27 protein-coding genes, 1 tRNA gene and 1 pseudogene are annotated in these 25355 nt (G+C 61.5%); 9 read left to right on the plus strand and 20 right to left on the minus strand.

The genetic code is table 11. The features are described 5' to 3' along the window. Window positions 1–78: 78 nt before the first annotated feature. The 9 genes from ACD578_RS15620 to mnmA all read right to left on the minus strand — a co-directional run bounded on the left by ACD578_RS15620 (window position 79) and on the right by mnmA (window position 9812). Entirely contained in the window at window positions 79–960 is an 882-nt protein-coding gene (locus ACD578_RS15620) for a tetratricopeptide repeat protein (protein ID WP_404286380.1), read from the minus strand. Window positions 961–977: 17 nt separating this feature from the next. After that, a complete protein-coding gene (locus ACD578_RS15625; protein ID WP_404286382.1) occupies window positions 978–2822 on the minus strand; it encodes a ShlB/FhaC/HecB family hemolysin secretion/activation protein in 1845 nt (614 codons plus the stop codon). A gap of 5 nt (window positions 2823–2827) precedes the next feature. Then, the gene (locus ACD578_RS15630; protein ID WP_404286384.1) at window positions 2828–4789 is read right to left on the minus strand and encodes a filamentous hemagglutinin N-terminal domain-containing protein; all 1962 of its coding nucleotides are present in this window, start codon (window positions 4787–4789) and stop codon (window positions 2828–2830) included. Then, a complete protein-coding gene (locus tag ACD578_RS15635) occupies window positions 4786–5289 on the minus strand; it encodes an invasion associated locus B family protein (RefSeq protein ID WP_404286386.1) in 504 nt (167 codons plus the stop codon). The genes ACD578_RS15630 and ACD578_RS15635 overlap by 4 nt, the downstream gene beginning before the upstream one ends. 693 nt (window positions 5290–5982) lie before the next feature. Next, entirely contained in the window at window positions 5983–6855 is an 873-nt protein-coding gene (gene tcmP, locus ACD578_RS15640) for a three-Cys-motif partner protein TcmP (protein WP_404286388.1), read from the minus strand. A gap of 553 nt (window positions 6856–7408) precedes the next feature. Beyond that, window positions 7409–7485, minus strand: a tRNA-Met gene (locus ACD578_RS15645). Between the two features lie 141 nt (window positions 7486–7626). Continuing rightward, a complete protein-coding gene (locus ACD578_RS15650) occupies window positions 7627–7833 on the minus strand; it encodes a hypothetical protein (RefSeq protein ID WP_249688671.1) in 207 nt (68 codons plus the stop codon). A 160-nt stretch (window positions 7834–7993) separates the two neighbouring features. Next, window positions 7994–8635 (minus strand): class I SAM-dependent methyltransferase, encoded by a 642-nt coding sequence (locus tag ACD578_RS15655; RefSeq protein ID WP_404286390.1) that lies wholly within the window; start codon window positions 8633–8635, stop codon window positions 7994–7996. A gap of 22 nt (window positions 8636–8657) precedes the next feature. Next, window positions 8658–9812 (minus strand): tRNA 2-thiouridine(34) synthase MnmA, encoded by a 1155-nt coding sequence (gene mnmA, locus ACD578_RS15660; protein WP_404286392.1) that lies wholly within the window; start codon window positions 9810–9812, stop codon window positions 8658–8660. Window positions 9813–10174: 362 nt separating this feature from the next. On the opposite strand from mnmA, the gene ACD578_RS15665 reads away from it, so the two are divergent. Together ACD578_RS15665 and ACD578_RS15670 are read left to right on the plus strand one after the other, a co-directional pair. After that, a complete protein-coding gene (locus ACD578_RS15665) occupies window positions 10175–10450 on the plus strand; it encodes a DUF1153 domain-containing protein (RefSeq protein WP_009763782.1) in 276 nt (91 codons plus the stop codon). Between the two features lie 334 nt (window positions 10451–10784). Next, window positions 10785–10988: pseudogene (locus tag ACD578_RS15670) on the plus strand (helix-turn-helix domain-containing protein); the annotation flags it as partial. Window positions 10989–11010: 22 nt separating this feature from the next. Here the strand turns inward: ACD578_RS15670 and ACD578_RS15675 are convergent. Further along, window positions 11011–11838, minus strand: a complete 828-nt coding sequence (locus ACD578_RS15675) for a class I SAM-dependent methyltransferase (RefSeq protein ID WP_404286395.1) — start codon at window positions 11836–11838, stop codon at window positions 11011–11013. Then, window positions 11835–12848: a lysylphosphatidylglycerol synthase domain-containing protein gene (locus tag ACD578_RS15680; protein ID WP_152713702.1), complete on the minus strand. Its 1014-nt coding sequence runs from the start codon at window positions 12846–12848 to the stop codon at window positions 11835–11837. Before ACD578_RS15680 ends, ACD578_RS15675 begins: the two co-directional genes overlap by 4 nt. A gap of 241 nt (window positions 12849–13089) precedes the next feature. On the opposite strand from ACD578_RS15680, the gene ACD578_RS15685 reads away from it, so the two are divergent. Continuing rightward, on the plus strand, window positions 13090–13713 hold the full coding sequence (locus ACD578_RS15685; RefSeq protein WP_404286397.1) for a GNAT family N-acetyltransferase: 624 nt from the start codon (window positions 13090–13092) through the stop codon (window positions 13711–13713). Window positions 13714–13767: 54 nt separating this feature from the next. Here ACD578_RS15685 and ACD578_RS15690 read toward each other — a convergent pair whose 3' ends face one another. After that, window positions 13768–14157, minus strand: coding sequence for a flagellar export protein FliJ (locus tag ACD578_RS15690; protein ID WP_404286399.1), 390 nt, complete (start codon window positions 14155–14157; stop codon window positions 13768–13770). A gap of 518 nt (window positions 14158–14675) precedes the next feature. Between ACD578_RS15690 and ctrA the strand changes: the two genes are divergently transcribed. Then, a complete protein-coding gene (ctrA, locus tag ACD578_RS15695) occupies window positions 14676–15377 on the plus strand; it encodes a response regulator transcription factor CtrA (RefSeq protein WP_114944720.1) in 702 nt (233 codons plus the stop codon). A 78-nt stretch (window positions 15378–15455) separates the two neighbouring features. Beyond that, complete coding sequence (locus ACD578_RS15700) at window positions 15456–15893, plus strand: EamA family transporter (protein WP_152713696.1); 438 nt, start codon at window positions 15456–15458, stop codon at window positions 15891–15893. A 10-nt stretch (window positions 15894–15903) separates the two neighbouring features. Here ACD578_RS15700 and chpT read toward each other — a convergent pair whose 3' ends face one another. Beyond that, on the minus strand, window positions 15904–16545 hold the full coding sequence (gene chpT / locus ACD578_RS15705) for a histidine phosphotransferase ChpT (protein ID WP_404286402.1): 642 nt from the start codon (window positions 16543–16545) through the stop codon (window positions 15904–15906). Window positions 16546–16717: 172 nt separating this feature from the next. Here chpT and ACD578_RS15710 point away from each other — a divergent pair, with 172 nt between their 5' ends. The 3 genes from ACD578_RS15710 to ACD578_RS15720 all read left to right on the plus strand — a co-directional run bounded on the left by ACD578_RS15710 (window position 16718) and on the right by ACD578_RS15720 (window position 19503). Then, window positions 16718–17551 (plus strand): 3'(2'),5'-bisphosphate nucleotidase CysQ, encoded by an 834-nt coding sequence (locus tag ACD578_RS15710; RefSeq protein WP_404286404.1) that lies wholly within the window; start codon window positions 16718–16720, stop codon window positions 17549–17551. A gap of 182 nt (window positions 17552–17733) precedes the next feature. Beyond that, complete coding sequence (locus ACD578_RS15715) at window positions 17734–18336, plus strand: DUF1134 domain-containing protein (protein ID WP_404286406.1); 603 nt, start codon at window positions 17734–17736, stop codon at window positions 18334–18336. A gap of 159 nt (window positions 18337–18495) precedes the next feature. Further along, window positions 18496–19503 carry a hypothetical protein gene (locus ACD578_RS15720; RefSeq protein WP_404286408.1) on the plus strand — a complete coding sequence of 336 codons (1008 nt, stop codon included), beginning with the start codon at window positions 18496–18498 and terminating at the stop codon, window positions 19501–19503. Window positions 19504–19524: 21 nt separating this feature from the next. On the opposite strand, the gene ACD578_RS15725 is transcribed toward ACD578_RS15720, so the two are convergent. Continuing rightward, on the minus strand, window positions 19525–19878 hold the full coding sequence (locus ACD578_RS15725) for a hypothetical protein (RefSeq protein WP_404286410.1): 354 nt from the start codon (window positions 19876–19878) through the stop codon (window positions 19525–19527). A 53-nt stretch (window positions 19879–19931) separates the two neighbouring features. After that, the gene (locus ACD578_RS15730) at window positions 19932–20795 is read right to left on the minus strand and encodes a D-amino-acid transaminase (RefSeq protein ID WP_404286412.1); all 864 of its coding nucleotides are present in this window, start codon (window positions 20793–20795) and stop codon (window positions 19932–19934) included. Window positions 20796–20917: 122 nt separating this feature from the next. Between ACD578_RS15730 and ACD578_RS15735 the strand changes: the two genes are divergently transcribed. Then, on the plus strand, window positions 20918–21523 hold the full coding sequence (locus ACD578_RS15735; protein ID WP_404286414.1) for a hypothetical protein: 606 nt from the start codon (window positions 20918–20920) through the stop codon (window positions 21521–21523). Between the two features lie 18 nt (window positions 21524–21541). Here ACD578_RS15735 and ACD578_RS15740 read toward each other — a convergent pair whose 3' ends face one another. The 5 genes from ACD578_RS15740 to ACD578_RS15760 all read right to left on the minus strand — a co-directional run bounded on the left by ACD578_RS15740 (window position 21542) and on the right by ACD578_RS15760 (window position 25354). Continuing rightward, a complete protein-coding gene (locus ACD578_RS15740; protein WP_152713681.1) occupies window positions 21542–21865 on the minus strand; it encodes an SWIB/MDM2 domain-containing protein in 324 nt (107 codons plus the stop codon). Window positions 21866–22050: 185 nt separating this feature from the next. Beyond that, window positions 22051–22503, minus strand: a complete 453-nt coding sequence (locus ACD578_RS15745) for a response regulator (protein WP_152713679.1) — start codon at window positions 22501–22503, stop codon at window positions 22051–22053. 78 nt (window positions 22504–22581) lie between these two features. After that, window positions 22582–23622, minus strand: coding sequence for a UV damage endonuclease UvsE (locus ACD578_RS15750; RefSeq protein WP_404286417.1), 1041 nt, complete (start codon window positions 23620–23622; stop codon window positions 22582–22584). A gap of 223 nt (window positions 23623–23845) precedes the next feature. After that, window positions 23846–24181, minus strand: coding sequence for a hypothetical protein (locus tag ACD578_RS15755; RefSeq protein WP_404286419.1), 336 nt, complete (start codon window positions 24179–24181; stop codon window positions 23846–23848). A gap of 447 nt (window positions 24182–24628) precedes the next feature. Continuing rightward, window positions 24629–25354 (minus strand): hypothetical protein, encoded by a 726-nt coding sequence (locus ACD578_RS15760; RefSeq protein ID WP_152713675.1) that lies wholly within the window; start codon window positions 25352–25354, stop codon window positions 24629–24631. Window position 25355 lies beyond the last annotated feature (1 nt).

Below are 25355 nucleotides of genomic sequence, written 5' to 3' on the forward strand. Positions count from 1 at the left end.
GCCTGCCGCTTCACCCGGCAGAGCGTCTTATGGAAGTCCTGGGGCATCCGGACCGGACGCCCCGGGCAATCGATGTGTTTAAGGGATCGCCTTCCAAGCCCGCGCTTCGGCCTGAGCCTTCTCGACCTCAGTGGGCGCCAGAGCGGCGGAGACCCGCTGCAGCGCTTCGCTCGCCTGCGGGTGCTGGCGGGCGGAGGCGAGGTTGTAGTAGAGATGCGCCTTCGCGAGATCGGGCGCGCCGGCGCTGCCGGTCTCGTACAGGGCGCCGATCTCAAACAGCCCGACCGGGTTGCCCTTCGCCGCCGCCTTCTCGAAATAACCGCGCGCCTTTCCGGCATCCTGCTGAACGCCCGTCCCATCGCGATAGGCATAGACGAGCGCGTTCATCGCGCCGATATGGCCTTGCTCGGCAGCCTTCTCGTAGAGTGTCATCGCTTTGGCAGGGTCCTTGTCACCACCCTGGCCTTGAGCGAGAAGCCCGGCGCAGTTGAACCGCGCGTCGTGGTCACCGAGATCGGCCGCCTTGCAGATCGTTTCGCGGGCGGCCTTGTAGTCCTGCAGCACGCCCTCGCCGCGGAACGCCATCAGGCCGATGCGGTTCAGAGCCTTCGCGCTACCCTTGTCGGCCGCGGCAAGATAGAGCATGCGCGCCTTCTCGGGATCGACCTGCAGGCCCACGCCCAGCTCCAGCATCCGGCCGAGATAGAAGGCGCCGTCCGCCTTGCCGGCGCTATAGGCCTCGTTGAAGGATTTGAGCGCGGCTTCGTAATTGCGCGCCTCGAGACTGGCGAGGCCGTCTTTGAGCGGATCGCCGCTGGAGGCTGGCGCAGCAGCCGGCGCCGGTGCGGCCGGCTGGCTTTTCTCCTGTGGCGGTTTCGGTGCAGGTGCTTTGGTCTGAGCAGAAGCGGACATCGAAAAGGCACAGATTACGGCAGTTCCAAGCAATAGGCGAAGGTTCATCAAAAGACTCCTTGTCGTCACAGCAATTTCACGGAGAGGGTGAGGTAGGCTTCCGGCGACTGCCAGTTCTTGCTCGGGCCGCCGCCGCGCCGGAGTACCGGTTCGCCGACGCTCACATCGAGGTTCACGCGGCCGTGGCGGTAGCGGACCCCTCCACCGATGCTCGCCCGCTGCAGATCATCCCGATTAGCGATGTCGTACCCGAGCCCGTAATCGGAGAAGAGATACGGCTGCAGCCCGGACAAGACCTCGTTCAGAAACAGCCAATCGTCCTTGTGCTCGCCGAGGAGAGCCCCGACCGGCAGAATGGGGGCGAATTCGGATCGCAGCACGAAGCCGCGGTCGGCACGGGACGCCGTATTGGTGAAGCCGCGCACGCTCGCCACCGACCCAAGCACCAGCTGTTCATCGGAATAGAGTGGATGTGCGGTCCATTGAGCGTTCAGATCGAGCCTGAGCAGGCCGATCTCAGGCAGGGATTTGGCCAGGGATGCGTTGCCGTCGATCTTCCAGAACTGGGCGCGGGGAACGGAGCGGTCGATCGCAGCCGGATCGTCGATCGCGCCGAGGATTGGCAACCCGTGCACCAGGCCCGCGCCATAGCTGATCTGCATGGTCTCGAAGGTGCGAGTCTCCGTCAGACCCATCCGCCCGAAGCTGATGACCTCCGGGGCGAGACCGGCGCCGTTGATGTAGCGCTCGTTGTGCCGCCATCCGAATGTCGAATCGAGCGTGATCTGGCGGCTGCTCTCGCGATGAATCAGGTACCCGAGCGTGCCGGAGACATTTCCGCCACGCGAGAACATCTCGACCCCGCGCGTGATCTCGCTCAGCGACTCAGAGTAGCTGCCGTCGACCGAGAAGGTGAACCGGCGGAAGGGAAGAGAGAACGCGGCTCTGGCCTCGTTCGAATCGAGTCCACCCGCATAGGACAACCGCCAGGCGTCGTTGATGCCGATGAGGTTGTCCTTGGCCGCATCGATTTTGAGACGATGCGGAACCGTGGCCCCGGACCCGTTGAGCGCCACGCCGTTGGTTTCGTAGCCGAGATTGAGCCGGAACGCGTCCTCGCGGTTGTTCTCGACGACGATTATCGAGGTCGCCGGTTGCTCGCCCGGCTCGAGCTTTGCCTGGGCGCGCGCCGACGCCACGCGGTTGATCTGGTCGATGCCCTGCTGGACCAAATCCATCTGCACGACGTCGCCCGATCCCGTGATGAAGCTCATCCAGAGCTTCGGATCCGTCTCAAGATCGCGCGGCAGGATCTGGATATCGTCAAAAGGATCGTCGAGACGATCGAACAAGGCGGACAGCGCCGAGAGTGTGCTCCACGCCCCCTTCACCTCGACAACCTGGGTCCAGCCCTTGCTCAGTCGCTCGCGGAACGGCAGTGCCTCGTCGCCCCTCCCCTCCCGGTAGATCACCTTGTCGATCCGCCCGGCGACGATGTTGATGACGAGACGATGGCTTGCTTGGATGTCCTGCTCAGGGAGGTAGCCCTGGGTCGTCACATAGCCCTGCTCCGCATAGGCCTCGTTGACGACGGCCAAAAGCGTCTTGACCTCCTCATTGTCGAGGCAGCCGACCGCGAGAGCCGATAGCTTCTGCCTGAGATCCTCGGCCTCGATGAGAACGACGCCGCGCACTTCGATCTGTCGTACAGGCGTGCAGGAGCGGGATGTCTGTGCTGGAGGCTTCGTCGCGATCGTCAGCACAGGCCCTTCGGAATCGGACTGGGCAGCGGATGCGTGTGCTCCGGGCATGATACCCGCCATAGCGGCGACAAGGCCGGCAACCCCGACAGCCGCACAATGGACCCGGCGCAGGAAAAGGCCTTGCTCCTTTTGTGTGAACAGCGGCATGGCGTTCACTCAAACAGAAAGCGCAGGAGGCCGATATGGCTCGTGCCACCGAGGAAGATCGCCTTCGGAGGATCGCTGGCTTCGATGCCCTCGGGAACCACGGTCGCAACTTTCCCCTCGATGAGGCCACCTGCCAGGAGAACCGGCTGACGGCTCTCGACCGTCACCGTTCCGGTTGGCGCTAGGAACATGCCGCCGCTCGGTGACAGGGACAGGATCGCCTTCGGGCCTAAGAAGCCGTTGAAGAGGCCGGCGGGACGTTCAGAGAAGTCGGGCAGGAACGTTGCCCGTCCGATCACGCGCGGCGCTGTGACGGACAGGTTACCGTATGAGGTGATCTGCCCGCCATTCTCGACGACCGTGGTCGCCGTGATCGACGCACTGCCGGCAGCATTGATGACGCCGCCGAGGAAGGCTATGTCGCTGACGGCCCGGCTCCAGCACATGAGGCCGCACTGCTTCTCGATCCGATAAGCACCGGCTGGGATTCCCTGGTTGACGAGGGTGGCTGTCTTGACGAGAAGAGCGCCATCCAGAGCATCGATCTCGCCGGAATTCTCAAGCGTGCCCGACTGGATATCAATGGTCTTGCCGGATATGTATCCAAGCTGTTTTGCAATTCGGGCCGCGCCGAATTCCCCCGTTACGATTTGCCCGTGATGCCGAAATCCGAACAATCTTCCCAGAAATCCTGACCGACGGCGCTCCGTCGTCTGGACGGGAGCCTTTCCGTTCCCGGATACGCCGGTCAGGTTCTCGGTCTTGCCGGTGACCCGCATCACGACGGCGGCGTTCGACAGCAACCGCCCCGTGTCGTTTCGGACGTTGCGGCCGGCTTCGATGACAAGGTCGTCTTTTGAGGCGAAGGCAATTGCAAGCCTCTTGCCACTTTCGCTCAGCAGCTTGATGTCCCGCGCCGCCTTCAGGGTGACGCCACCCTTGGCGAGCGGGTCGTCCTCCGTGTGTTGTGCGCCGGTCACCTGACCAAGGAGGGTGATGTCGCCGGAGCTTGCAACCAAGCGGACGGATCCCGACACTGCGCTCACGGTGCTTTGCCGCGACTTGTTGTTGAGAATATCGATCGCGCCCGCTTCGATCGTGAAGCTCTTCTCGGACTTGAGGGCGGCGCCCTTGGCCGACACTTTGCCGTCGGCGGAGATCGTGAAGTCGCCGATCGCGGCCTGACCTTTGCCGGCATAGCTCACGCCCGCGCCACGACCGTTCACCGCAATGTGGACCCGGCTGGCCGACAGGGAGCCGCGCGGCGTCACGTCGACGACGATCCTATCCGCCGTGCCGTCGAGCGCCCGGCGTGACGCCCATGAGCGCAGCGTCGTCAGAGGCGACACGCTCGAGTCCAGTAGAACCTCGAAACGTCCACCGACCAGGGCGATGTCGGCGCTCGGGCTCACCTGGTCATTGGCGACGAGCCCGTCGATTTTCAGGCGGCCGGCCACCAGTTGCAGGGTCGTCATTGTCCCGGAGAGACCGGCGCCTTCGACGGCGATGTCACCCGTCCCGGCGGTCACGACCGTATTGACCAAGCCGGCCGCGGCATTCTCGAACCGCACCTTTCCGCCCGAGAGTGCGACACCGCCGGTATTGATGAAGTGACCGCCATCGATAGTAATGCCGTTCGGATTGGCGATGACGACATGGGCGCGGGATCCGAGGACCTCAACCGGCCCGTTCAGGAGGCTGCGGCGGCTTGACGTGACCTCATTGACGATGGTCGAGGCGTCCACTCCGCGATTGCTAAGCCCAAGGCCGTGCTTCGGCGGCGAGAATTCCGAGTACGTGTTGTGGCTGATCCCGCTCGGATTGGCTGGAGCGATGTTGACCGTGACACGGCCTGTATTCGCGGTCGTCGCGCTCGTCCGTGTGGTGCCATCCGGCACGACCTGGGCCGAGGCCGGGCTCGCACCGCAAAGTCCAACGAATGCGATGACGGACAGGAGCAACCTCATGAGGACCGCTCCAGGCGGGTCAGAGCGTCGGCTAAGCCTTTGAGCGAGACGGTTGCGTCCGCCGGCTTATCCTTTGCTGCCCAGAGCCGAAAGTTGGCGTGCTTGCCCGAGCGAAGTTCCTTGTCGATGCGACCTGACAGCGAAAATCCCGCGTGGCATCCGGCGGCGTTGCAGGTCTCGATCAGCAGCTTATAGGGCTTCTTGCCATCCACGCTCAGTTCAATCCCTGGGACGATATAGCCGCCAAGCGGGATCGAGACGATGGCAACCGGTGCACTCTGGGCGCTACGAACGATGGTAACCGCGAAGACGATATCATCGCCCCTCTCTGCCGTGAGGCGCTGAACCACCTGGCAATCCACCATTGGTTGTGGGGAGGCGGATGTCTGATGGATTTGGACAGAAGAAGCGCAGGCGACTTCCCAATCGGCGAAGCGCTCGGTTCGGGGTGCCTCCTGCGCCGAGGCTGTCGCGACCATGGCCAACAGCACGTGCGTCACCCGAGCCGCTCCCCGCAATCTCATTCCTGCCCCCGAAACCACGCTCAACCAGTTCAATCTCTGCGACGGCCAGTCCAACTCCCTGCGCTCTGGTAGCGACATATTATAACGTATACAAGTTGTAAAGAGGAACTTTTCCTACACCCAGGAGAAGCGCTATCCTGCCGAGCTCAGCACGATCTACACTCACGGCAATAGTGCCGTTTGATATAACTACCGGTGTAAGATTCTAGCTTTGGCTTGGTGCGATGGCACTCTCGGCCACTCCGCCTGGGATCGCCGGGCAAAAGCCCCTCAATGCGGCTCCACTGCTCGCTCGTCAATTCGTAGGACCCGGCCGTTCAAAGGTCTTCAGCTTCGATCGGGAGACCTGTGACTCACGCACCGCCGCCAAGGTGAACCCTGAATGTCGATCGGCCCTAGAGTGGTCTGGAGTTGAACGAACACGCGGGGTGTGACTCGATTGTACTCAAGGGCGCAGGCGAAGAGACTCACTATGAAAACACTGTAGTCCCAGGATCTGCCTCGCCGCATCCGGTGGGTGGTTGATAAGGGCGACACGATCTGCCGGGTCGCTGGTCGTTATGAGGTCACTCCCCCAGTCGCCGTAAAGCTCCTACCGCGGGCGTGGGAGACCGTCTCAATTAGGCCAGACCGGATCAGAGGCCATCGTCGTCCGCTGATCAGGCCGCATCAGGATCTGTTGATTTCGGTCGCTAGGCGGACAGCTTGCGGGCTATCGTTCGAGACGGCGAAGAAGAGCGATGCCATTGGCGCGCCATTCTTGTGATGTAGTCGGATTGGGTCAAGGACAGCACCCTTGAAGACTGTCTCAAGCCTCTCCTTAACGTAGGCCTCGATTGCGGCTATGTCCGCTCGGCGTTTGGCCTGCGCCTCTGTCTCAAACATGTCTGCTGGCAACGTCTTATGCTCATACCGGCGCTGCCGCCAATCGGTAGTGCCGAGAACACGATCGAGTGCCGCCTCCTTGTGCACATCCAGCTTTGTGGGGTCATGCGGAGCGTTGCGATAGAGGCCTGAGAGCGGGAGAAAGTACCAACAATCGAGTGCTTTGGTCGCCGCAATAGCCTCGAGGGTGCTCCAATCAACCTCCATCCCATATGGATCCAAGAAGATCACGCCCCGCGTGCCGCGTCGCCCGCCACGTTGCTTACGCCATTGAGCCTCGGTACAGAGCTTCCTCACAAGCGGATTGGCATCGCCCCGTCGAAGTACGACCCGCCGTGATGGATTTGCTGCAACGAGCTTCTCAAGCTCTGCAAATCTCGCGTCATCCTGCTCTATCAGAACAATTACGTCGAGGGGCGGATCAGTGGTGATAGCAATCGAGACTGAGCCCGGACTTGTGACCTCGATCGCATCCGCGCCACTTTCGAACAGTGGTAGAGCAGCTCTGACTTCGGTTCGGGTGCCTGAACCGGCGAAGGCATCGATGGAGACGCAGGCGAAGTTCTGGTTGCGCAAGGCCGTAGTGAAAGCACGCAGATAGGCACTTAGACAGCCGAGTTTCCGGTTCGTATCCGGTCCACCAAAGACATGAGCCACGCCTACGCACGCCCTTACTACACTGCTAAGCCATGAGGATGGACAGCAACATCCCCAGATTGCAAGCCAAGCTGACCTAGGCAGTAACGATGAGGCTTAAACCAGTGCCGCTGAGAGGCATAGAATAATCGAATTCTTTCCTGCCGGAGCCCATCGGCGTCGTGCAGAATCATATTGCGGGGTGTGACCAATATTTCGCCATTTGTAGCTCCTTCGGCCCAGTGCGGCCAACACCGCTAATCGCGGTCCTCAGGGGGCGTAAGAGCCCGCTTCCGCGGATTCTTCCGCCAATCGCCCTCTAGAACCTTCGCCCGGTCCCGCCGGGCGTCGGTCCTTGCGAGCTCCCGCACGAACTCCGCAATGAGTTCCCTTGCATCCTTCAAATCAGTTTTTGGGTGTGAAAACGGGCTGTGTAGGGCTTTCTCGCCATATGTGCGCTCCATCGGCCCGAAGCAGGCCAAGAGCGCCAAATGCCGAAAGCGCCGGAACGGCGCTACCAACACTGTATCTAATCAGTAAATTTGTTTGTAAGTTCAGTAAGTTACTGAACGGATGGTAGCGGAGGAGGGATTTGAACCCCCGACACAAGGATTATGATTCCTCTGCTCTGACCAACTGAGCTACTCCGCCCCAGGAAGCGGGGTACCCCCCGCGTCAGGCAAGCGCGATATAGGGAAGGTTGCCCCCGGTGTCAAGAAAGACGCGTGGCCAAGCTGCGGATTTGTGAAATACGACCTCTCAAAAGATCTGGTAGATCCAACCGGAGACCTGTCAGCCCTTGGGCTTCATGCGCCAGAGCTGGAAGCCCTCGCTCGAAATCGCTTGTTCGATGGCCTTACGGGAGAATTTATGCGGCGGCGCCTCGCGGGAACCCAGCGTGCCAGTCAGCCCCCAGGGAGCATATTTGCCCGGAAGCTTGCTGCCCGATTCATCGCCGGCGAAGGCGTGCAGATCGTCTTTGGCTTGGGAGGTAAACATGAAGAGGCGCATGGGAAGAGCTTTCACTTATGGGCAGATGGCAGCCCTTACGAAGATAGGGCTCGGGCTCCGAAAGTCATCTTGGGTGAAGGAGACCTGGTCGATGGCCTTTCGTGGCTCAAGCAGAGAGATCTGCTCCCGATCCACCTGAGGCAGGTCGTCAGGTCCGCTTCCTGATTCTCATCAGCTTGAAGAACCCGACCGGGAACAGGGATCTCAGTTCCACGACTTCCATGCGGCCAGTTTCACGCGCCCAGTCTTCAACCCGGGCCGCCTTGAAGGCCGAACTCCAGCCTATGGCCTTGGCGACAGGCGAGGCCAGCTCCTCCAGGGCTGCGATCGGGCCGGAGGGTTGGCCCCAATGATTGGCGAGAACGATCTCGCCGCCCGGCTTCAACACGCGCATGAACTCATCGAGGGCCGTCTCGGGATCAGGCACGAGGGTAATGATGAACTGGGCCGTGACCGCATCGAAGCTCTCATCTGGAAAGCCGAGGCGGGTGACATCCATCACCTGCAGGCTTCTCACATGGCTGAGCCCCCTCTTCTCGACCTTGTCCTGGGCCCTGCGCAGCATGTCCTCGGAGAGGTCGACCCCATAAACTTCGGCATGCTTGGGGTAGTAGCCGAGGGACAGCCCCGTGCCGACGCCGGCCTCCAGCACCTTGGGACCGCAGGCGACGGCGGCATCCACGGCCGCGCGGGCGGCAGGTTCGGTCAGCTTGTCGTAGACGAGGTCGTAGATCGGGGCCCAACGCGCATAGGCCTTGCGCATCAGGACGGTGGTCGCTCCATCCGTCATAAAGGTTCCTTTGGTCGATACCTCAGGCCGCGGCAGGTGCGGCTTCGGCTACTATGCGAGCAATGGTGCCCCCGCCAAGCACACGTGACCGGGGAGCATCGCTCTCATAGATGACACAAGCTTGACCGGGAGACACCCCGTCTTCCGCCGATAACAGCTCGACCGTAGTGTGGGTTCCTGTGGATCTTAAAAGGGCCGGGCGCGGTTGGCGGGTGGAGCGGACGCGGACGGCGACCTCCATTCCCTTCTCGCTCAGGGATTTAAGGGGCACATCGCCGAGCCAGTTCACATCGGTCACCCGGATCAGCCGGGTTGCCAGGGCTTCCCGGGGGCCGACCACCACGCGAGCCTCCTTGGCATCCAGGCGGATGACATAAAGCGGCTCGCCCACGGACAGCCCCAGCCCCTTCCTCTGCCCCACCGTATAATGGATGATCCCCTCATGGCGGCCGAGCACGCGGCCGTCCACATGGACGATCTCCCCACCGTGCACGGCACCGGGTTTGAGCCGCTCGATCACGTCGCTGTAGCGGCCCTGCGTGACGAAGCAGATGTCCTGGCTGTCGGCCTTCTCCGCCACCGTGAGCCCAAATTCGCGCGCGAGTTCGCGGGTCTTCTCCTTGGGCAACTCGCCCAGCGGGAAGCGGAGGAGATCCAACTGCTCCGGAGTGGTGGCATAGAGGAAATAGCTCTGGTCCCGATCCGGGTCGGCCGCCCGGTGGAGGGCGCGGCGTCCGTCAGGCAGGGCACGGCTTGCTACGTAATGGCCGGTGGCGAGCACATCGGCCCCGAGTTCCCTGGCAGTCTCCAGGAGATCGCGGAACTTGATGGAGCGGTTGCACTCGACGCAGGGAATCGGCGTCTCGCCCGCCAGATAGCTCTGGGTGAAGCGGTCGATCACGGCCTCGCGGAACCGGGCCTCGTAGTCGAGCACGTAATGGGGGATGCCGATGGCCTCCGCCACCCGGCGGGCATCGTAGATGTCTTGACCGGCGCAACAGGCGCCCTTTCGGTGGGTAGTGGCGCCATGGTCGTAAAGCTGGAGCGTGATGCCGAGCACATCGTAACCCTCGCGCTTGAGCAGGGCCGCGACGACGGACGAGTCCACGCCGCCCGACATCGCAACCACGACGCGGGTCTTCGAGGGATCGGTGGGAAGATCGAGTGAATTGAGCATGTTTCCATCCAGAGGCGCCGTTCAAGGCGGCGCACGGGAGGCGGACCAAAGCCCTTCTATAGCGCATCGTGCGGAAAAGTGGACCCAGTATTCGCTGACGCGGCCCCTCGGGTCCGAGACTAACGATGCGCCAGCTCAGAGGATGAGCATTGGATGGATCCCAAAAGTGCATGTCCACTTTTGGGTCCGATGCTCTCGCGCCACAATTCTTAAAGGGAAAGTGCGCGGCAATAAGCCAACGTTAACGTTTATGGCTAAGCTTAGGCATTCTCGTAACTGCCTGATGGGCTTAGGAAAACATTAAGTCCCGTCGCGTAGGTTCGAGCCTGTCAAAGGTCGTTGAATTTTTGTGTGAGCGTATCATGACCGAACCCCACCGCCCAAGGGTCAAGTATGTCATTGGGCCCGATGGCAGTCCCCTGACGATTGCCGACCTTCCCCCGTCCAGCACCCGCCGCTGGGTTATTCGTCGTAAAGCCGAGGTTGTCGCCGCCGTCCGCGGCGGTCTTCTCAGCCTTGAAGAGGCCTGCCAGCGTTACACGCTGACTACCGAGGAATTCCTGAGCTGGCAGATGTCCATCGACCAGCATGGCCTAGCCGGCCTGCGCACCACGCGCATTCAGCAATACCGCCAATAGGCATCGCAACAGATCTCTGGAAAGGGCGCCGGCTACCTGACAGGCGCCTTTTTCCATTGGCCAGCGTATCGTGCGGAGCCGAAGGTCCGCGTCAGCGAAAAGCGGATCCGGTTTTCCGTTCCCAACGATGCGCCGCTTGACGGATTGATGCTCTAGAGGCTCGGCCGTTAAGACCTTCCTAACCATAAGATGAGCATAAACTCCTGAATCACTTCCCTTAAGGCAGGCTTACATCGTGCTTGGCACCCAGGATTCGTTGGAACAGCAAGGCTCATCCCAGGCGAATGCAGGTTCGGTTACACCCGCTGAAGCGGAGCAGACCATCGATGCACTGCGGCGTATCCTTGTGGGGCGCACCATCGCCGATGTGGAGCGTCACCTCATCCTCGATACCCTGACCTATTGCTTCGGCAACAGGACGCACGCCGCACGGATCCTCGGCATCTCGATCCGCACCCTGCGCAACAAGTTGAACGAATACGTGGAAGCCGGCGTTGCCGTGCCGGAGCCGGGCCAGAAGCCGGCGGTCGCCGCCTGAAGGTTCGACGGGACGGTCCGCGCTATCGCTTCCGCAGCCACAGGCTGGTCTCGTGAGCGCCGGAGACCAGAGGCAGTTCGGACAGAATGCCCTGTGACAGGGTCGAGCCGCTGTCCCTCACGACGAAGTGGCTCGCGAAGACAAGTTCGTACCCGTCTCCCTGCAAAAGCGCGCCAACCGGCAACTGCTCGTTATACCCGCGCCATTCCCAGGCCTCCGGATAGGCATAGGGCAGCGTGATGTCATGGACGTGGATCAGCGTCCCGCTCGCAAGGCGCGGCAGCACATCGAGGAAGAGGCGGTCCACATCGGTGCCAGGCATGGCGATGTGGCTGGAATCGATGAAGAGGATGTCTCCGACCTCGAGCGTTTCGAACACGACCGGATCGGCGTCCCGCAGGAGAGCCTGCCGATGCTCCACATTGAGCTTCCGCAAAGTGGCCCGAGGGGCGGGATCGATGCAGGTGATGCGGGTGGGAAGCTCTCCATCCAGCACCGCCTGGGCCATGAAGCGGGTCGAATGGCCGGAGCCGATCTCCACGATGCGCTGTGGCTTCTCCCGACGAACGACGGCGTAAGCCGCCGCCGCATCGAGCCGCGGGAACCAGCTTTGATCGAAGCGTGCCGCCCCCCTGCCCTGCAGGATCGAGCGCAGATCGTCCGCGTGGCTTTCGATGTCTTCCAGCACCCCGGAAAAACGAGGCCGGGATGCCGCGAACACGGGGTGCAGCGCCGGGTAATCCTGCGGCTCGACGCTGTCGGCATAACGATAGGGAATGAAGAAGCCGAGTCGTTTGACCCCAAGCAGCGTCGAAAGGCCGAAGCGCAGCCGTCGCCAGAAGGGCGTCATTGATCGGATGAGGACAAAGGCGGCGGCGGTACGGAGCCATCGGCCGCCACAACCCGGCCCCGCCAGGCCTGCGCCAGCCGCGCACGCTCGAACATCAGAACGACCACCAGCGAGAGGCCGAAGGGGATCAGGAGATAGAAGAGGCGGAAGATGATGAGGGCTGCCAGCACATCGGCCTTGGGAATGTCCGGCATCGCCGTGAGGAAGACGAGCTCGAACACGCCGAGCCCTCCGGGAGCATGGCTGACCAAGGCCGCCGAGAAGGAGGCCAGGAAGACGGCAAGCACGATGATGAAGCTGGGCTCGAGATGGGCCGGGAGGACGAAATAGATGATGCCGGCTGCTCCCAAAAGCTCGAGCGGCGCAGCAATCAGCTGACGCACCATCACGGCAGGGCGGGGATATCCCAGTTTTGTCTTGCGGATGACGAGCGGTGGGAGGTGCAGAATGGAACCGACCACATAGAGAGCGACGAATCCGAGCAGCAGGAAACCGACGATGCGGGCCGTCGCAGGGTTGGTGAGCATCGACGGCAGAAGCTCTTCGAGCCGATGCAGCAGGGTCGGATCGGCCACCAGTACGACCCCGCCGAGCAGAATGGTGCCGAGGCCGAAGGTGAACGAGCACAAGGCCACCAGCACGGCGATCTGGGGCGCTCCCAGGCCTTTCGAGGTGTAGGCCCGATACCGCACGACAGCACCGGAAAAGACCGAGGCACCGATGTTGTGGGACAGGGCATAGGTCGTGAAGGATGTGATCGACACGAACAGCCACGAAATATGGCTCACGCCCAAGTGCAGCAGGGCGATCCGGTCATACCAGGCCAGGGCGGCATAAGCGACCAGGGTGGAGAGCGCAGCGAAGGCATAGCGGTGAGCCGGAACGGCGGTCAGACTGTCCCAGACATCGTCGAGGGACATGCCGCGCAGCTCACGATAAAGAAGCCAGCCCGACACGACGACCGCCAGCAGCCCGATCACGGGCCAAATGAACTCACGCACATTCTTCATAGAGCCGGCAGAACTCCCTCGCTGGTCCCTTCTGTGCCCATAATCCCTTTGTTCCGCAAGGGGATTATGCCTTGCTGCGGCATGACATAAGGTCCAAGGCCAGCATCGGCCAAAGGAGATAAATGCCGAGAAATTTCGTGGAGGAGTGGCCAGTCCGTCCGAAGAGGCGTGACGTTGGGAGACAATGCCCTTATCAAACAGCCTTCTCCTTATTCTTCACCGCTTCCGGAAGGCATGGCACATGACGGCGGGACCTGCAGCGGCTCTCAACCTCAATGGCTACACAGACCTGCCGCCGGGCAAGATCGCTGCGATCGTCACTCATCTGGAGATGCGCAGGCGCCCTGCCCTGTCGCCTTTTCAAAAGCCGGACAGCTGGAGCCTTCGGCGTATCGACCAGGATCATCGGCGCTATCGGGCGCTGTTCAAGGCGGTCGGCGAGCCATGGCTATGGTTCAGCCGGGCGGTGATACCCGATGACAAGCTGGCGGCCATCCTCGACGATCCCAAGGTCGAAGCCTTTGCCCTGCAGGATGGCACCGCCGATGTCGGATTGCTCGAACTCGACTTCCGGTCCGAGGGAGAGGTCGAGCTGGCCTTTCTCGGACTTGTTCCCGGGTTCATCGGCCAAGGGGGCGGGCGCTTCCTGATGAACGAAGCCATCGGCCGCGCCTTCGCGCGGCCGATCAAGCGCTTCTTCGTCCATACCTGCACGCTCGATTCGCCAGGCGCCCTCGGCTTCTATCTGCGCTCGGGCTTCACGCCCTATCGACGTTCCATCGAGGTGGCCGACGATCCGCGTCTCCTCGGATTTCTCCCGCGGGATGCCGCCCCTCATATTCCGGTTCTGGCAGCCCAGGCATGAAAAAGGACGCGTCCGGTTGGACGCGCCCTCATAAAGCTTCGATCGGTCGGACGATCAGGCGCTTGCGCGAACGGCGCGGCCCTGCCCGACCTGGCTGATAGCGGCATCCAGGGTCCGCTCGCGGTCTTCCAGGCTCTCAGCCTTCTTCAGTTCCTCGAAGGCTTCACCGAGCTCGGCCTTCGCATCGTCGAGCTGGATGTGCAGGTTCTGGGCCGAGTGGCGAAGGTTGTCCCGCCGCTGGGCCGCGGCGCGCGCATAGGTTGGATAGGCAAAGTGGTTCGGGTCGGCGATGCCGGCCTTCTGCTCCTCCGCTGCGATTTCCCGGTCCAGGTCAGCCGCCATGCGGTCGAACTCAGAGATCATCATCTCGATCTGCGCCACGCGGCGACGTTTCTCGTCGACCTGAAAGCGCTTGAGGCGGATGAGCGTATCCCGCGACTTCATCTTGATTCAACTCCACACGTCGCTGTTTCACTGGATCTCACGGATCGCTCAGTTATCCGCCAGACATGCCTCACCATCGCCGACGGAAGTTGAGCTTTCCTTACCGGCTGCGACAAAAAATTTCCTATCCCTTCGCCTCCCCAGGGCAAAGCTTGCCCCATGTCGGCTCTCCCCGAGCCCCGTAAACCTTTCGTTTACCGATTTCGTTAACACTGGCTCGGTCACGGGCGCGGCCGCTTCGGATCTGCTCCCGGATCCACCTGAAACGCTTAGGTTACAAGAATTTGGGATGATATGAGGCGGTTCCCTATGGTTACCCAGAATCCACAGGACAATCGCCTTCGGCAGATGATCTGCCTGCCAAGGTCGTTAAGCGCTTGCATCCCAGAATCAGGGTTTGTTAACCATTCTGAATTAGCGTTTCGAATCAGTTCAAAAGAGCATCCGTCGCAGGCCCGGCGGCGGATGGGCAGCCTCCCGCTGCTTACAAGCTCAAGGGCAAGGGCTGGGGATTGAACATGCGCGTACTTCTGATTGAAGACGACAGCGCGACTGCGCAAAGCATCGAACTGATGCTGAAGTCCGAGAACTTCAACATTTATACGACGGATCTCGGAGAAGAGGGCATCGACCTCGGCAAACTCTACGATTACGACATCATCCTTCTCGACCTGAACCTCCCCGACATGTCGGGCTACGAGGTTCTGCGGACGCTCCGCGTCGCGAAGGTGAAGACCCCGATCCTGATCCTCTCCGGCATGGCCGGAATCGAGGACAAGGTGAAGGGCCTCGGATTCGGCGCCGACGATTATCTCACCAAGCCGTTCCACAAGGACGAGATGGTGGCTCGCATTCATGCGATCGTCCGCCGCTCGAAGGGTCACGCCCAGTCGGTGATCACCACCGGCGACCTGATCGTGAATCTCGATACCAAGACGGTCGAAGTCGGCGGTGCCCGCGTTCACCTGACCGGCAAGGAGTACCAGATGCTGGAACTCCTCTCCCTGCGCAAAGGCACGACCCTCACGAAGGAAATGTTCCTCAACCACCTTTACGGGGGAATGGACGAGCCTGAGCTGAAGATCATCGACGTCTTCATCTGCAAGCTGCGCAAGAAGCTCGCCAATGCCTCGCAGGGCCGCAACTACATCGAGACCGTCTGGGGCCGCGGCTACGTGCTGCGTGAACCGAATGAGGCGGAGGAGCGCATCGCGATCTAAGCTTCGCGATCAATTGCAAATCCAAAAAGGCCCGGTTCAAACCCGGGCTTTTTTGTTGATGAACGTATGGAGGCCCTCATGAAATCCGTTCTTTTGTCGTGGCAATTCTGGGCCCTGCTTTCGGCCACCTTCGCGGCTTTGACGGCCATCTTCGCCAAGGTCGGCATCGAACAGATCAATTCGGATTTCGCGACCTTCATCCGAACGATCGTGATTCTGCTCGTGCTCGGAGGAATTCTGATCGGCAGCGGCCAATGGCAGGCTCCGACATCCGTGTCCGGCAGGACCTACCTTTTCCTCGTCCTCTCCGGGCTTGCCACGGGGGCGTCGTGGCTCTGCTACTTTCGGGCGTTGAAGCTCGGTGATGCGGCACGGGTAGCCCCGCTCGACAAGCTCAGCGTCGTGCTCGTCGCTCTGTTCGGCGTGCTCTTTCTCGGGGAGAAGCTGGCAATGCCGAACTGGATCGGCATTGCCCTGATCGCCACGGGGGCGGTTCTCGTCGCCTACAAGGCGTGAATGCCGCGCCCTATGCCGTAGTAGCCCGGATCGTCACCTCGTCGCCTTCGATGCTGAAGAGGACAGTCATGTTCGAGGCGCGAGCCACCATGCCGGCGTAATAGACCTGGATGCCATGGGCATCGATCGTGCCGGTCTCCGAATTTCCGGCCAGAAGCGCCTCGGAATGCGCAGGAATGCGTGCATTCAGACCTTTTGAGAGGATGGTGAAGGCGCAGCTCTCCGGGTCTCCCGTCACAGTCACGGCAATCGAGCCGCCGCGCGGAATGGCGGTGGTGGCAATCATGACCAGATTGAGGAGCAGCTTCACCCGGTTCTTCGGGAACAGGAGCCGGGGCGACGACCAGGAGAAGGAGATCTTGTCGTCCAGAAAGAGCCCACGGGCGACCTGCTCGGCATCGCCGAGATCGATGGAGGCTCCGGCCGATCCGGCAGCCCCGAAGGCAAGACGGGCGAATTGCAGCCGGGCGGAGGCCTGCCTAGCGCTCTTCTGGATCAGGTCGAGCGCAAAGTCGCGCATGGAGGAATCGCTGTCGTCCTCCAGAACCTCCAACCCGTTGACGATCGCGCCTACCGGCGAAATCACGTCGTGACAGACGCGCGAGCAGAGAAGAGCGGCGAGGTCGAGCGAATCGAGCGAGATCGTGGCCATGAGGGCTCCGGAGGCAACGTAAAGTCAGCTATGTGTTCATGAAATCGAGACTTCGACTCGCATGCATACAGCCAAACAGGAAAGAGAACGTGAACCCGGATACCCGGCTACGAGTTCTTTGGGAAGCAGGCAAAAAGAGATCGACAGTTCTCAAGGGACCGGGCACAAAGCTATGATGCGCTTCGATGATCAAAATCCCGACGAGATCGCCCAGAAGCTCGCTCATATCGCTTGGGAGGCGGGTCGCGTCCTACGCGCGATGGAAAGCGCTTTTCTCGACAAGCGCATCAAGGACGACGGAAGCCCGACCACGGCAGCCGACCTCGCCGCCGAAGAGCTGATTATCAAACGTCTCGACGAGGCTTGGTCCGGGGTGCCCGTCGTCGCGGAGGAAACCTGCAGTTCCACGCACACGGACGATTACTTCTTCCTGGTCGACCCTCTCGACGGCACTGGGGATTTCATTCATGGCACCGGCGAGTACAGCATCAACATCGCCCTGATCCGCGGGAACAGGCCCATGGCGGCCGTCGTGGCCGCCCCGGCCATGGGTTCGATCTGGATGGCCGGCGAGACGGCCTGGAAGAGTTCCCTCCCCGATGAGGCAGAGACGGGTTTCGACTGGCGCGAGGCGAAGGTCCGTGCGGCCCCCGAGAAGGACCTCGTGGCCCTGGTGAGCCGCCGCCATGGCGACATTGCCACGGAAGCCTGCCTGTCCGTTCTGTCGATCGGCACGCGACGCATGACCTCCTCGGCCCTGAAATTCTGTCTCATCGCCTCCGGCGAGGCCGATGTCTATGTGCGCTGCGGTCCGACCATGGAATGGGACACGGCGGCAGGCGACCATATTCTCACCTGCGCCGGCGGCAGTGTCGTCGGCCCTGGCGGCGCTCCGCTGACATATGGGCACGAAGACAGTGGCTATCGAAACGGCCCCTTCGCGGCCATCGGCGACATCGCCCTGGCGTCGCGCCTCGACCTGCCCGTCTCTGCCTCGGCAGCCTAAAGTCCGAGCGCTTTGGTTGAGCCTTCCTGGGCGATTTCGCCTTCGATGATTAATTCCGTATTCTCAAAAGGCATTCCGTACAGAGATTGTTAGGGTTGATGATCTTAAGGTTCGAGCCTCGATAGCAGCTTTCCGGCCTGAAAAGGCCGGATTGTCCCCTGTCTCATGCGAGGAGATAGCCCATGCGCTCCCGGTCCACGATTCTTGCGGCAGCGGCCTTTGCCGCCCTCATCGGCGCCCTACCCCTGCAGGCCTCGGCCCAAACCGTCCAACGCGCCTATGCGAGCAATCCCGGCAGCCCCGACTCCTTCAATTCCAACGAATTGGTTGAATCGGGTCACCAGTTCTTCGGCTCCGCGTCCCGTGGGATCGCCCTCGCCTTGCAGGAAGCCATCCGGCGCTGGGGCGAGCCTAACGGCTACATCCTGGGCCAGGAAGCCTCCGGCGCCTTCTTCGGCGGGCTGCGCTATGGCGAGGGCAAGCTCTTCACCCGCAATGCCGGCGACCGCCGCATCTTCTGGCAGGGGCCATCGCTGGGCTTCGATGTGGGCGGCGATGGCGCCCGCACCATGATGCTGGTCTACAACATGCCCTTTACGGACGCTCTCTATAAGCGCTTCGTGGGTGTCGACGGATCGGCCTATTTCATCGGCGGCTTCGGCGTGACGGCCGTTGCGGCGGACGAGATGATCGTGGTGCCGATCCGTGCCGGCGTCGGTGCCCGCCTCGGCGTCAATATCGGCTACCTGAAGTTCACCCCGGAACCGACCTGGAATCCCTTCTAAGATCCATCTTGCAAGCCAGGAGTGTCAGGACGCCAGTGGAAACCGGCTCCGAATGCGCTACAACGGGCGGTCTGGAGCATCGTGGCTCTGGAAAGCTGCGCAGGCACAAGGCAAGGTGCTTGAGCGTTACCGGTCAAGCATCTTGGAGTTGGCGTCCGCGTGATCGAAAGCATCATGATCTTTGCGCTGGGGTTCGTCGCAGCATCCCTCATCGCGCTTCTCATCATCCCAGCCGTCAATGCACGCGCGGAGCGTCTGGCCCGCCGCCGGGCCGAGGCGCTGTTTCCCATGTCGATCTCGGAATTGACGGCGGAGAAGGATCACCTGCGGGCCGAGTTCGCCGTTTTGCAGCGGCGGATCGAGCGCAAGGCCGAGGAGGCTCTCGCCTTTAAGCACGAGAGCATGGAAGAGCTCGGCAGGCGAGCGATCAGGATCGAAGCCCTGGAAGTCACCCTCGCCGAGCGGGACCGCACGGTGTCCGAGCTTGAGACGAAGCTGGCTGAAACCCAGACCAGGCTCGCGTCCCTCGAGGCCGACCAGTCGCAGACGCAGACTTATCTCACGAGCACTCGCGAGACGCTGACAGCCCTTGAGAATGCCCACCGCGCGACCCTGAACGAGCTGTCCAACACCCGGATGGAACTGGACCTCGCGCAGCACGAGCGCTCCAAGCTCAAGGCCGAGCTCATCCACACGGAGGAGAAGCTCATCCGCCTGGAGACCGAGTTCACCGATACGCAGCGGCGCCTCACGGGTTCCCTGAGCGAGCTCGACACCAAGCGCATCACCATCTCGGATCTCGAAACCCGCCTGATGACTCAGACCGCCCGGGGCAACGATTTCGAGCGTGCCTTGGGCGAGCGTCATAGCGAGCTCTCTGATGAGCGCCTTCGCCTGGCCGAGCTGGCCAAGAGCCTTGCTGCCGAGCAGGAGCGCGGCCTGATCCTGGAGCAGCGGATCCGCGAGATCGAAAGCGAACGGGACGAAGTCCAGAGCCGCCTTGCGGGCCTGGAGAGCTCTGAGGGCCAGAGCGACGAGTTGCGCCGCCAGATTTCAGACGTCGCCGCTCAGATCATGAAAAGCGGCAACGATCAGTCCGGGAACGGGAAAGCGCGCGAGAACAACAGGTCCCGCGAGGGCAAGCGCCGGCGTTCGGCGGGGAAATAGCTTTCCCCGCCGAACGCCGGCTTATTTCGGAACCACTTGCTGATTGCCGCCGGGGCTGCCCGGCGGGCGGATGACCGGGGTCGTGCCGGGGTCGGGCACCGGCGCCGGGACAGTGATGTCGGGAGAGGCATTCGCCGGCGGCCGGATCACCCCATCGGACTGCTCCAGCTTGTCGCTCAAGGTCTTGGTCGAGCCTGTCTCGGACGGGCCGTTCGGGCCGGAGAGATTGCTGTCGGGCTCGAGCTTCTCGGCCGGCATCTGGTTCGGCGCAGGCATGTTCGGAGCCTGCTGGTTCAGCACCCCGGGATTCTGCGCCAGGGCAGCCGAACTGAGGCCGGCTGCCAGGATCGTGGTTAAGACCAGCACACGCTTCATGGGTCGCTCCTTTGGAAAGGCAACGGACGACCCAGGAGCGGGTTCCGGCAAAGCTATTCGGCTGCCATGGCCGGCGCACTGGCCATGGCGAGGTAAAGCTCGCGCAGCCGTTTCGTGATCGGACCCGGTTTGCCGTCGGCGACCGGACGTCCATCGATGGACACGATGGGAAGAACGAAGTTCGAGGCGCTGGTCAGGAAGGCCTCGGCGGCATCGTATGCCTCCTCGACCGTGAAGCGGCGCTCCTCGAGCGTGATTCCGTCTTCTTTCGAGAGCCGCAGCAGGGACTTGCGCGTGATGCCCGGCAGAATGGCATTCGAGAGCGGGCGCACGACGATGCTGCCCTCTTTCGTGACAATGAAGGCACTCGATGAGCCGCCCTCCGTCACGAAGCCGTCCTCCACCAGCCAGGCTTCCTGTGCACCGGCCTCTTTCGCAGCCTGCTTGGCAAGAACCTGTGCGAGCAGATTGATCGACTTGATGTCACGCCGCTGCCAGCGCAGATCCGGCACGGTGACGACGCCAATGCCTGTCTGCGCCGCCGGAGCGCCGGCAATCGCCTTGGCCTGGGTGAACATCGCGACCGTGGGCTTGGCATCTTCGGGAAAGAAGAAATCCCGTTCCGCGACGCCACGGGTGACCTGGAAATAGATGAAGCCTTCCGTCATGCCGTTGCGGCGCGCGAGCTCTTCCTGAAAGGAGGTCCACTCGGCCCTAGCATAGGGATTGGGAATGCGGATCTCGGCGAGCGAGCGCTCCAGACGCTCCAGATGCGCGTCGTTGTCGATCAGGCGCCCGTCGAGCATCCCGATCCCCTCGTAAACGCCGTCTCCGAACATGAAGCCTCGGTCCATGAAAGGCACTTTGGCCTGTTCGATCGGCAGAAAGGATCCGTTCAGGAAGACGATGCGGGACATGAAAACTCCAAAGTCGTAACCCGACTCAATCAAGCTTAACCTATGGGCAGACGAACCGCTTGATCTATATGACCCGGGGCACCTGCAACCTTTCGCGGATAGGTACCCCCATCGTGAGATCGATGCCACTTCTCATTTTGAAAGCCCTGCCGTTCCTGTTCATGGCCTTGCCGGCTGCCGCAGCGTCCCTGCCTGCCCAAAGCTGGTTCAATCAGCAGGGCTATGTCGGTCCATCGGGGAGCAGGATCATCGCCTGCCACGGTTATGGATGCGCGCGCCGCATGGCGATCTCAGTCGACGGGGCGTGGATCAGCCGCGCCAGGGCGACCCTGAGATCCGGCCAGGGTTCGCCCGACGTGGAGCGGCGGACTCTGGGCGAGGTGATCAGATCCTATACTTCCTACTTGGCCACTTCGCTCGGCGGGAAGCCCGATGAACCGGGCTCGCCGCCCCAGATGTCGGGCGTTTATGGGCAAATGGACTGCCTGGACGAGACCGCGAACACCATGAGCCTGCTCCTGGTTCTGCAGGAACAGGGGCTTCTGGCCCATCATGTGGTGGAATACCCGGAATCCCGCGGCTTCTTCCTCGATGGACGCTATCCGCATTTCACAGCGGTCATTGCCGAGAAGCGAACCGGGACAGCCTGGGCTGTGGATCCCTGGGAGAAGGCGCCGGGTCAACGGCCGGATATCCTGCCGCTCACGCAGTGGCGGCAGGATTCCTAAGAGGCTTAATCAGCAGGCTTATTTCAGGTGCTGAGCGAGGTGCTTGTTCATCTCGAACATCGTCACCTTCGGCTTGCCGAAGATCGGCTTCAGCTTGTCGTCAGCCAGAATCTCGCGCTTGTTCTCGGGATTCTGAAGGTTGTTCTTCTTGATGTAATCCCAGATCTTGCTTACGACCTCGCCGCGCGGCAGCGGATCCGAGCCTACGATGGCGGCCAGTTCCTTGGACGGCTGCAAAGGCTTCTGAAGAGCATTGGGCTTGGAGCCGGCAGCCTTCTTGGCGGCAGGCTTGTCTGCAGCCTTCTTCGCACCGGCTTTTCCGTCTGTAGTCTTGGTCGGCATGTATTCCTCCGGGAATGGTATGGGAAAGCTCGTCGACAGCCCTGAACCAGGCCCGAAAAGCTCATTGACCAGCCTTCGGTCGGACGTCGCGGAAAGACTTACCCGAGCCCGGCCCCCTGACAGAAGGTCAATTCCGGCAGAGCTTATGTCCGCTCAGCGTCATCAGCAAGCCAGAGTTCAGGAATTTAGGCGGTTTTCGGGAAGGGGAGGATCTTCCCTGTATGTTCAGCGGAAGGTCGTGGGTTTTTGGCAACATGACTGAGGCGCCTCGTCCGCTCCGCTGCAGAATGGACATGAGACACTATAGCCTCGTTAGGACAAGGTTTGGCCAGGAACGCCGCTCCCGGAGGAAGATCCCCCTGCGAGGGCCATTGCCGGCCCGACATAATGAGGATCTCGGTCTCGGGCCAGGAACGATGGACCCGGTGCGCGAGCTCGAAGCCGTTGCAGCCCATCGGCATGTCAACATCCGTCAGAAGGACGTTGACAGGCAGGCCCGCCTCCAGAAGCACCAAGGCTTCGGTGGCATTGGCTGCCTCTACCACCTTGAAACCGGCATCTTCGAGAAGGTCTGAAATGAAGAGGCGGATGAGGGGTTCGTCTTCGACGAGGAGAATGGTGGAAGGGTCGGCGGGCATCGACTTCTTGACTCACTGCACAATCCCCGACAACGCCGCCAAAACGGTTTGGTTCCAGGCCCGCGATGAAACGAAACTTCATTGTGCAGTTTGGCGGCCCGCTTGGCGCTGTTCCACATGATGAGCCAGTCCTTCCGAAGCGATATTCTTGAGCTTGGCCTCGATTTCAAAATCCGACCAGGCCAGATGGCGCACCACCAGATCGTTGACGGCCTCGTTCCACATAAGATCCGAATGGGCACGCAGGTCCCTGGGCTTGATCCCTGCCGCAATCAGCGCCTGAAAATCCGGAAGAGTTCCGATGTCCTGATCTGGCAGCAGGCCCTCGCGGGAGACGCTGACATGGCTCACCGGGCGGACGCCACGCCAGGAGTCGACGATGCGTGCGATCCGGGGATCCTCCGGCTCGATGTATTCGCCCTGGCTCATGATCCAGTGGTGATGGAGATCGAGAACAAGCGGCACGTCTTCAGATAGCGGCAGGAGATCGTCGAGGCCGAAGCTGACTTCGTCGTTTTCGATCGTGATCAGATTGCGGGCCGTGCTCGACAGGTGCGCAAGACCGCTCCGGATGCCTTCCGCTCCCAAAGCCTTCGCACCGCCATGGATGTTGATATGCGCTCCGTGTGGATGCCAGCCGTCGCCATATCCCATGAGCGCCATGATCTCGGCATGGTACTCGAACTCCGCCAGTCCGTTGGCCGCCGCGGATGGATTGGCGGATGCGATGACGCAGAACTGGCCGGGATGCATGCTGAGCCGCACATCGTGGTCACGGGCGAGTTGTCCTATCGAAGCGAGCTTCGTTTCGATCAGGCGGCGCAGATCCGGCTCGCGGTAGAATTCCTTGCAACTCGCATGTGTGTATCCAGGAAGAAGATCGCTCGACAGCCGGTGAAGACGCTCAACCTTCGGCCGTGTCGCCACATGGGCGATCTGCCGCCGGAACGCTTCCAGGTTGTGAGCCACGACGGCGCTGAGTTTATCGTAACCGGACTTCGGATCGAGCCGTCCGAGATAGGCCATCGTGACCGCGCTCGTGTTCATCGCCCGCGCGGCATGGGCATCGCCGTCGTCGGGAATGTATTTGCAGCAGAAACCGAAGCGGAAATCTTGCATGATGAGAGATGACGTCATTGAGCCGTGACAGGTTCCCGCTTGCACTGTCGTTAGCGCATCGTGCGGAACCGGAGGTCCGCGTCAGCAAAATGTGGACTTGATTATTCGCTGGCGCGGACCTTCAGGTCGCACTGAACGATGCGTCAGCCAAGCGAAGAAGCATCGGATCGACCCGAGACGTGGAGTCCACTTTCGGGTCCGATTCTTCAGCAGGGCAAGCGATTCAGAGTGAGATGCTCCACGGATTTGAGAAGCGTCCGTTCCTCGAAAGGCTTCGCGACAAAGGCGGCTTGCCGAAGGGTCTGAGGCAGGTCGACAGGCCTGGAGCTGATACGAAGACGAACGGGATCTGGCGTTCGATGAGAGCCTCGGCCACGCCGAAACTCTTGCCGCCAATCACGTCGATATCGAGTAAGGCACAATCAAATTCATCGTCGAGATGCCGGTAGGCTTCGTCGAGGGAGCCGAGAGAATCGACGATCTCGTGCCCCTCGGCTTCGAGGATCGATTGCAGGTCTGTCGCAATCCACGGATCGTCTTCCAGGATCAGAATACGCATGCCCCAACTCCAACAACCGATCCTTCGACAGGACCGCATCTCGCGCCAAATTTCTTCGGAGATAGGAAATTTTATCCTTGTGCAGGGGCAACAAGTTCGACAGCGCCTCGTTCCCGCATGAGACACTCGAGAGAGCATTTTGCAGAAACACGGTTAAGAAACCAGCAATGTCGCTAAGGCCAGCAGGAGCGATTTGACACGAACTCCTTGAAACCGGAGCTCTCATTCTTATCTCATGATCTACCTGGTGGCGTAATCCTCCACCGGAAGCGGTCACGATGCCGAGATGATGACGCCGGATGTACGCGCATCACCTCGCCGTGGCCGTTGTTGTTTCTGCATTCCTGTCAAACGAAGGATGCTTCGGCCTGTCACGGACTTGCGATGATCCGATAAAAAACGCCGGCTTTCGCCGGCGTTTTTCATTTTGGTTCGGTGGTTCAAGCCTTAGTGACGATTGGCGTCGTCCCGCTGGCCGTTGAACTCGCTCTCGTGCCGGCTGAACTGCGCATCATCGCCGCTGAAGGTCTCCTCGACGTAATCGCGACCGCGATTGGCAGCGTCACGGGCATAGCGAAGGCCTTGATTGCGGACCTCGTCTGCCCATTCGCCGAACATCTCGTTTTCACGACGGGTGCGCGGCAACAGAGCGCCCAGGAGAAGACCTGCGGCCAAGCCCACGAGGCCGACCACCATGGGATTTTCAGACACGTAGCTCTGAACGCCGCCGCGGGCGTTGCCGAAAGCGCGCGCCGAGCGGCCGCCCATCTGGTTCACGCGACGGCGCTGGCCCTGATAGCTATCGGAAGCCCAGCCAGAGGCGCGTTCGTAGGTATCGCGCGCCCAGTCGGTAGCTCCTTCATAGGCTTCGCCCGCCTTCTGGCGCACCTGATCTGCGGCTTGCTGAGCCTTGTCGGCCACCGAGCCGCTCTGATCCTGCGCATTCTGCTGGGACGACTGGTTCCTCTGCTGACCTGCCGCCTGATTGCTACCAGTCGTGCTGCTGCCAGTCGTGCTGGAACCTTGAGCCGAGCGCTGCTCATGAGCATGAGGCATCGGCGGCTCACCGATATTGCCGACCGACGTTCCGGCAGAAACGTTGCCTGTTGCTCCCGACTGGGTTCCGCTCGGCTTATCCGTCGGTTTGCCGGTTTCGTTCTTGTTGTTCGCCATA

Source organism: Microvirga sp. RSM25, assembly GCF_044784385.1.
GTDB classification, from domain to species: Bacteria; Pseudomonadota; Alphaproteobacteria; order Rhizobiales; family Beijerinckiaceae; genus Microvirga; species Microvirga tunisiensis.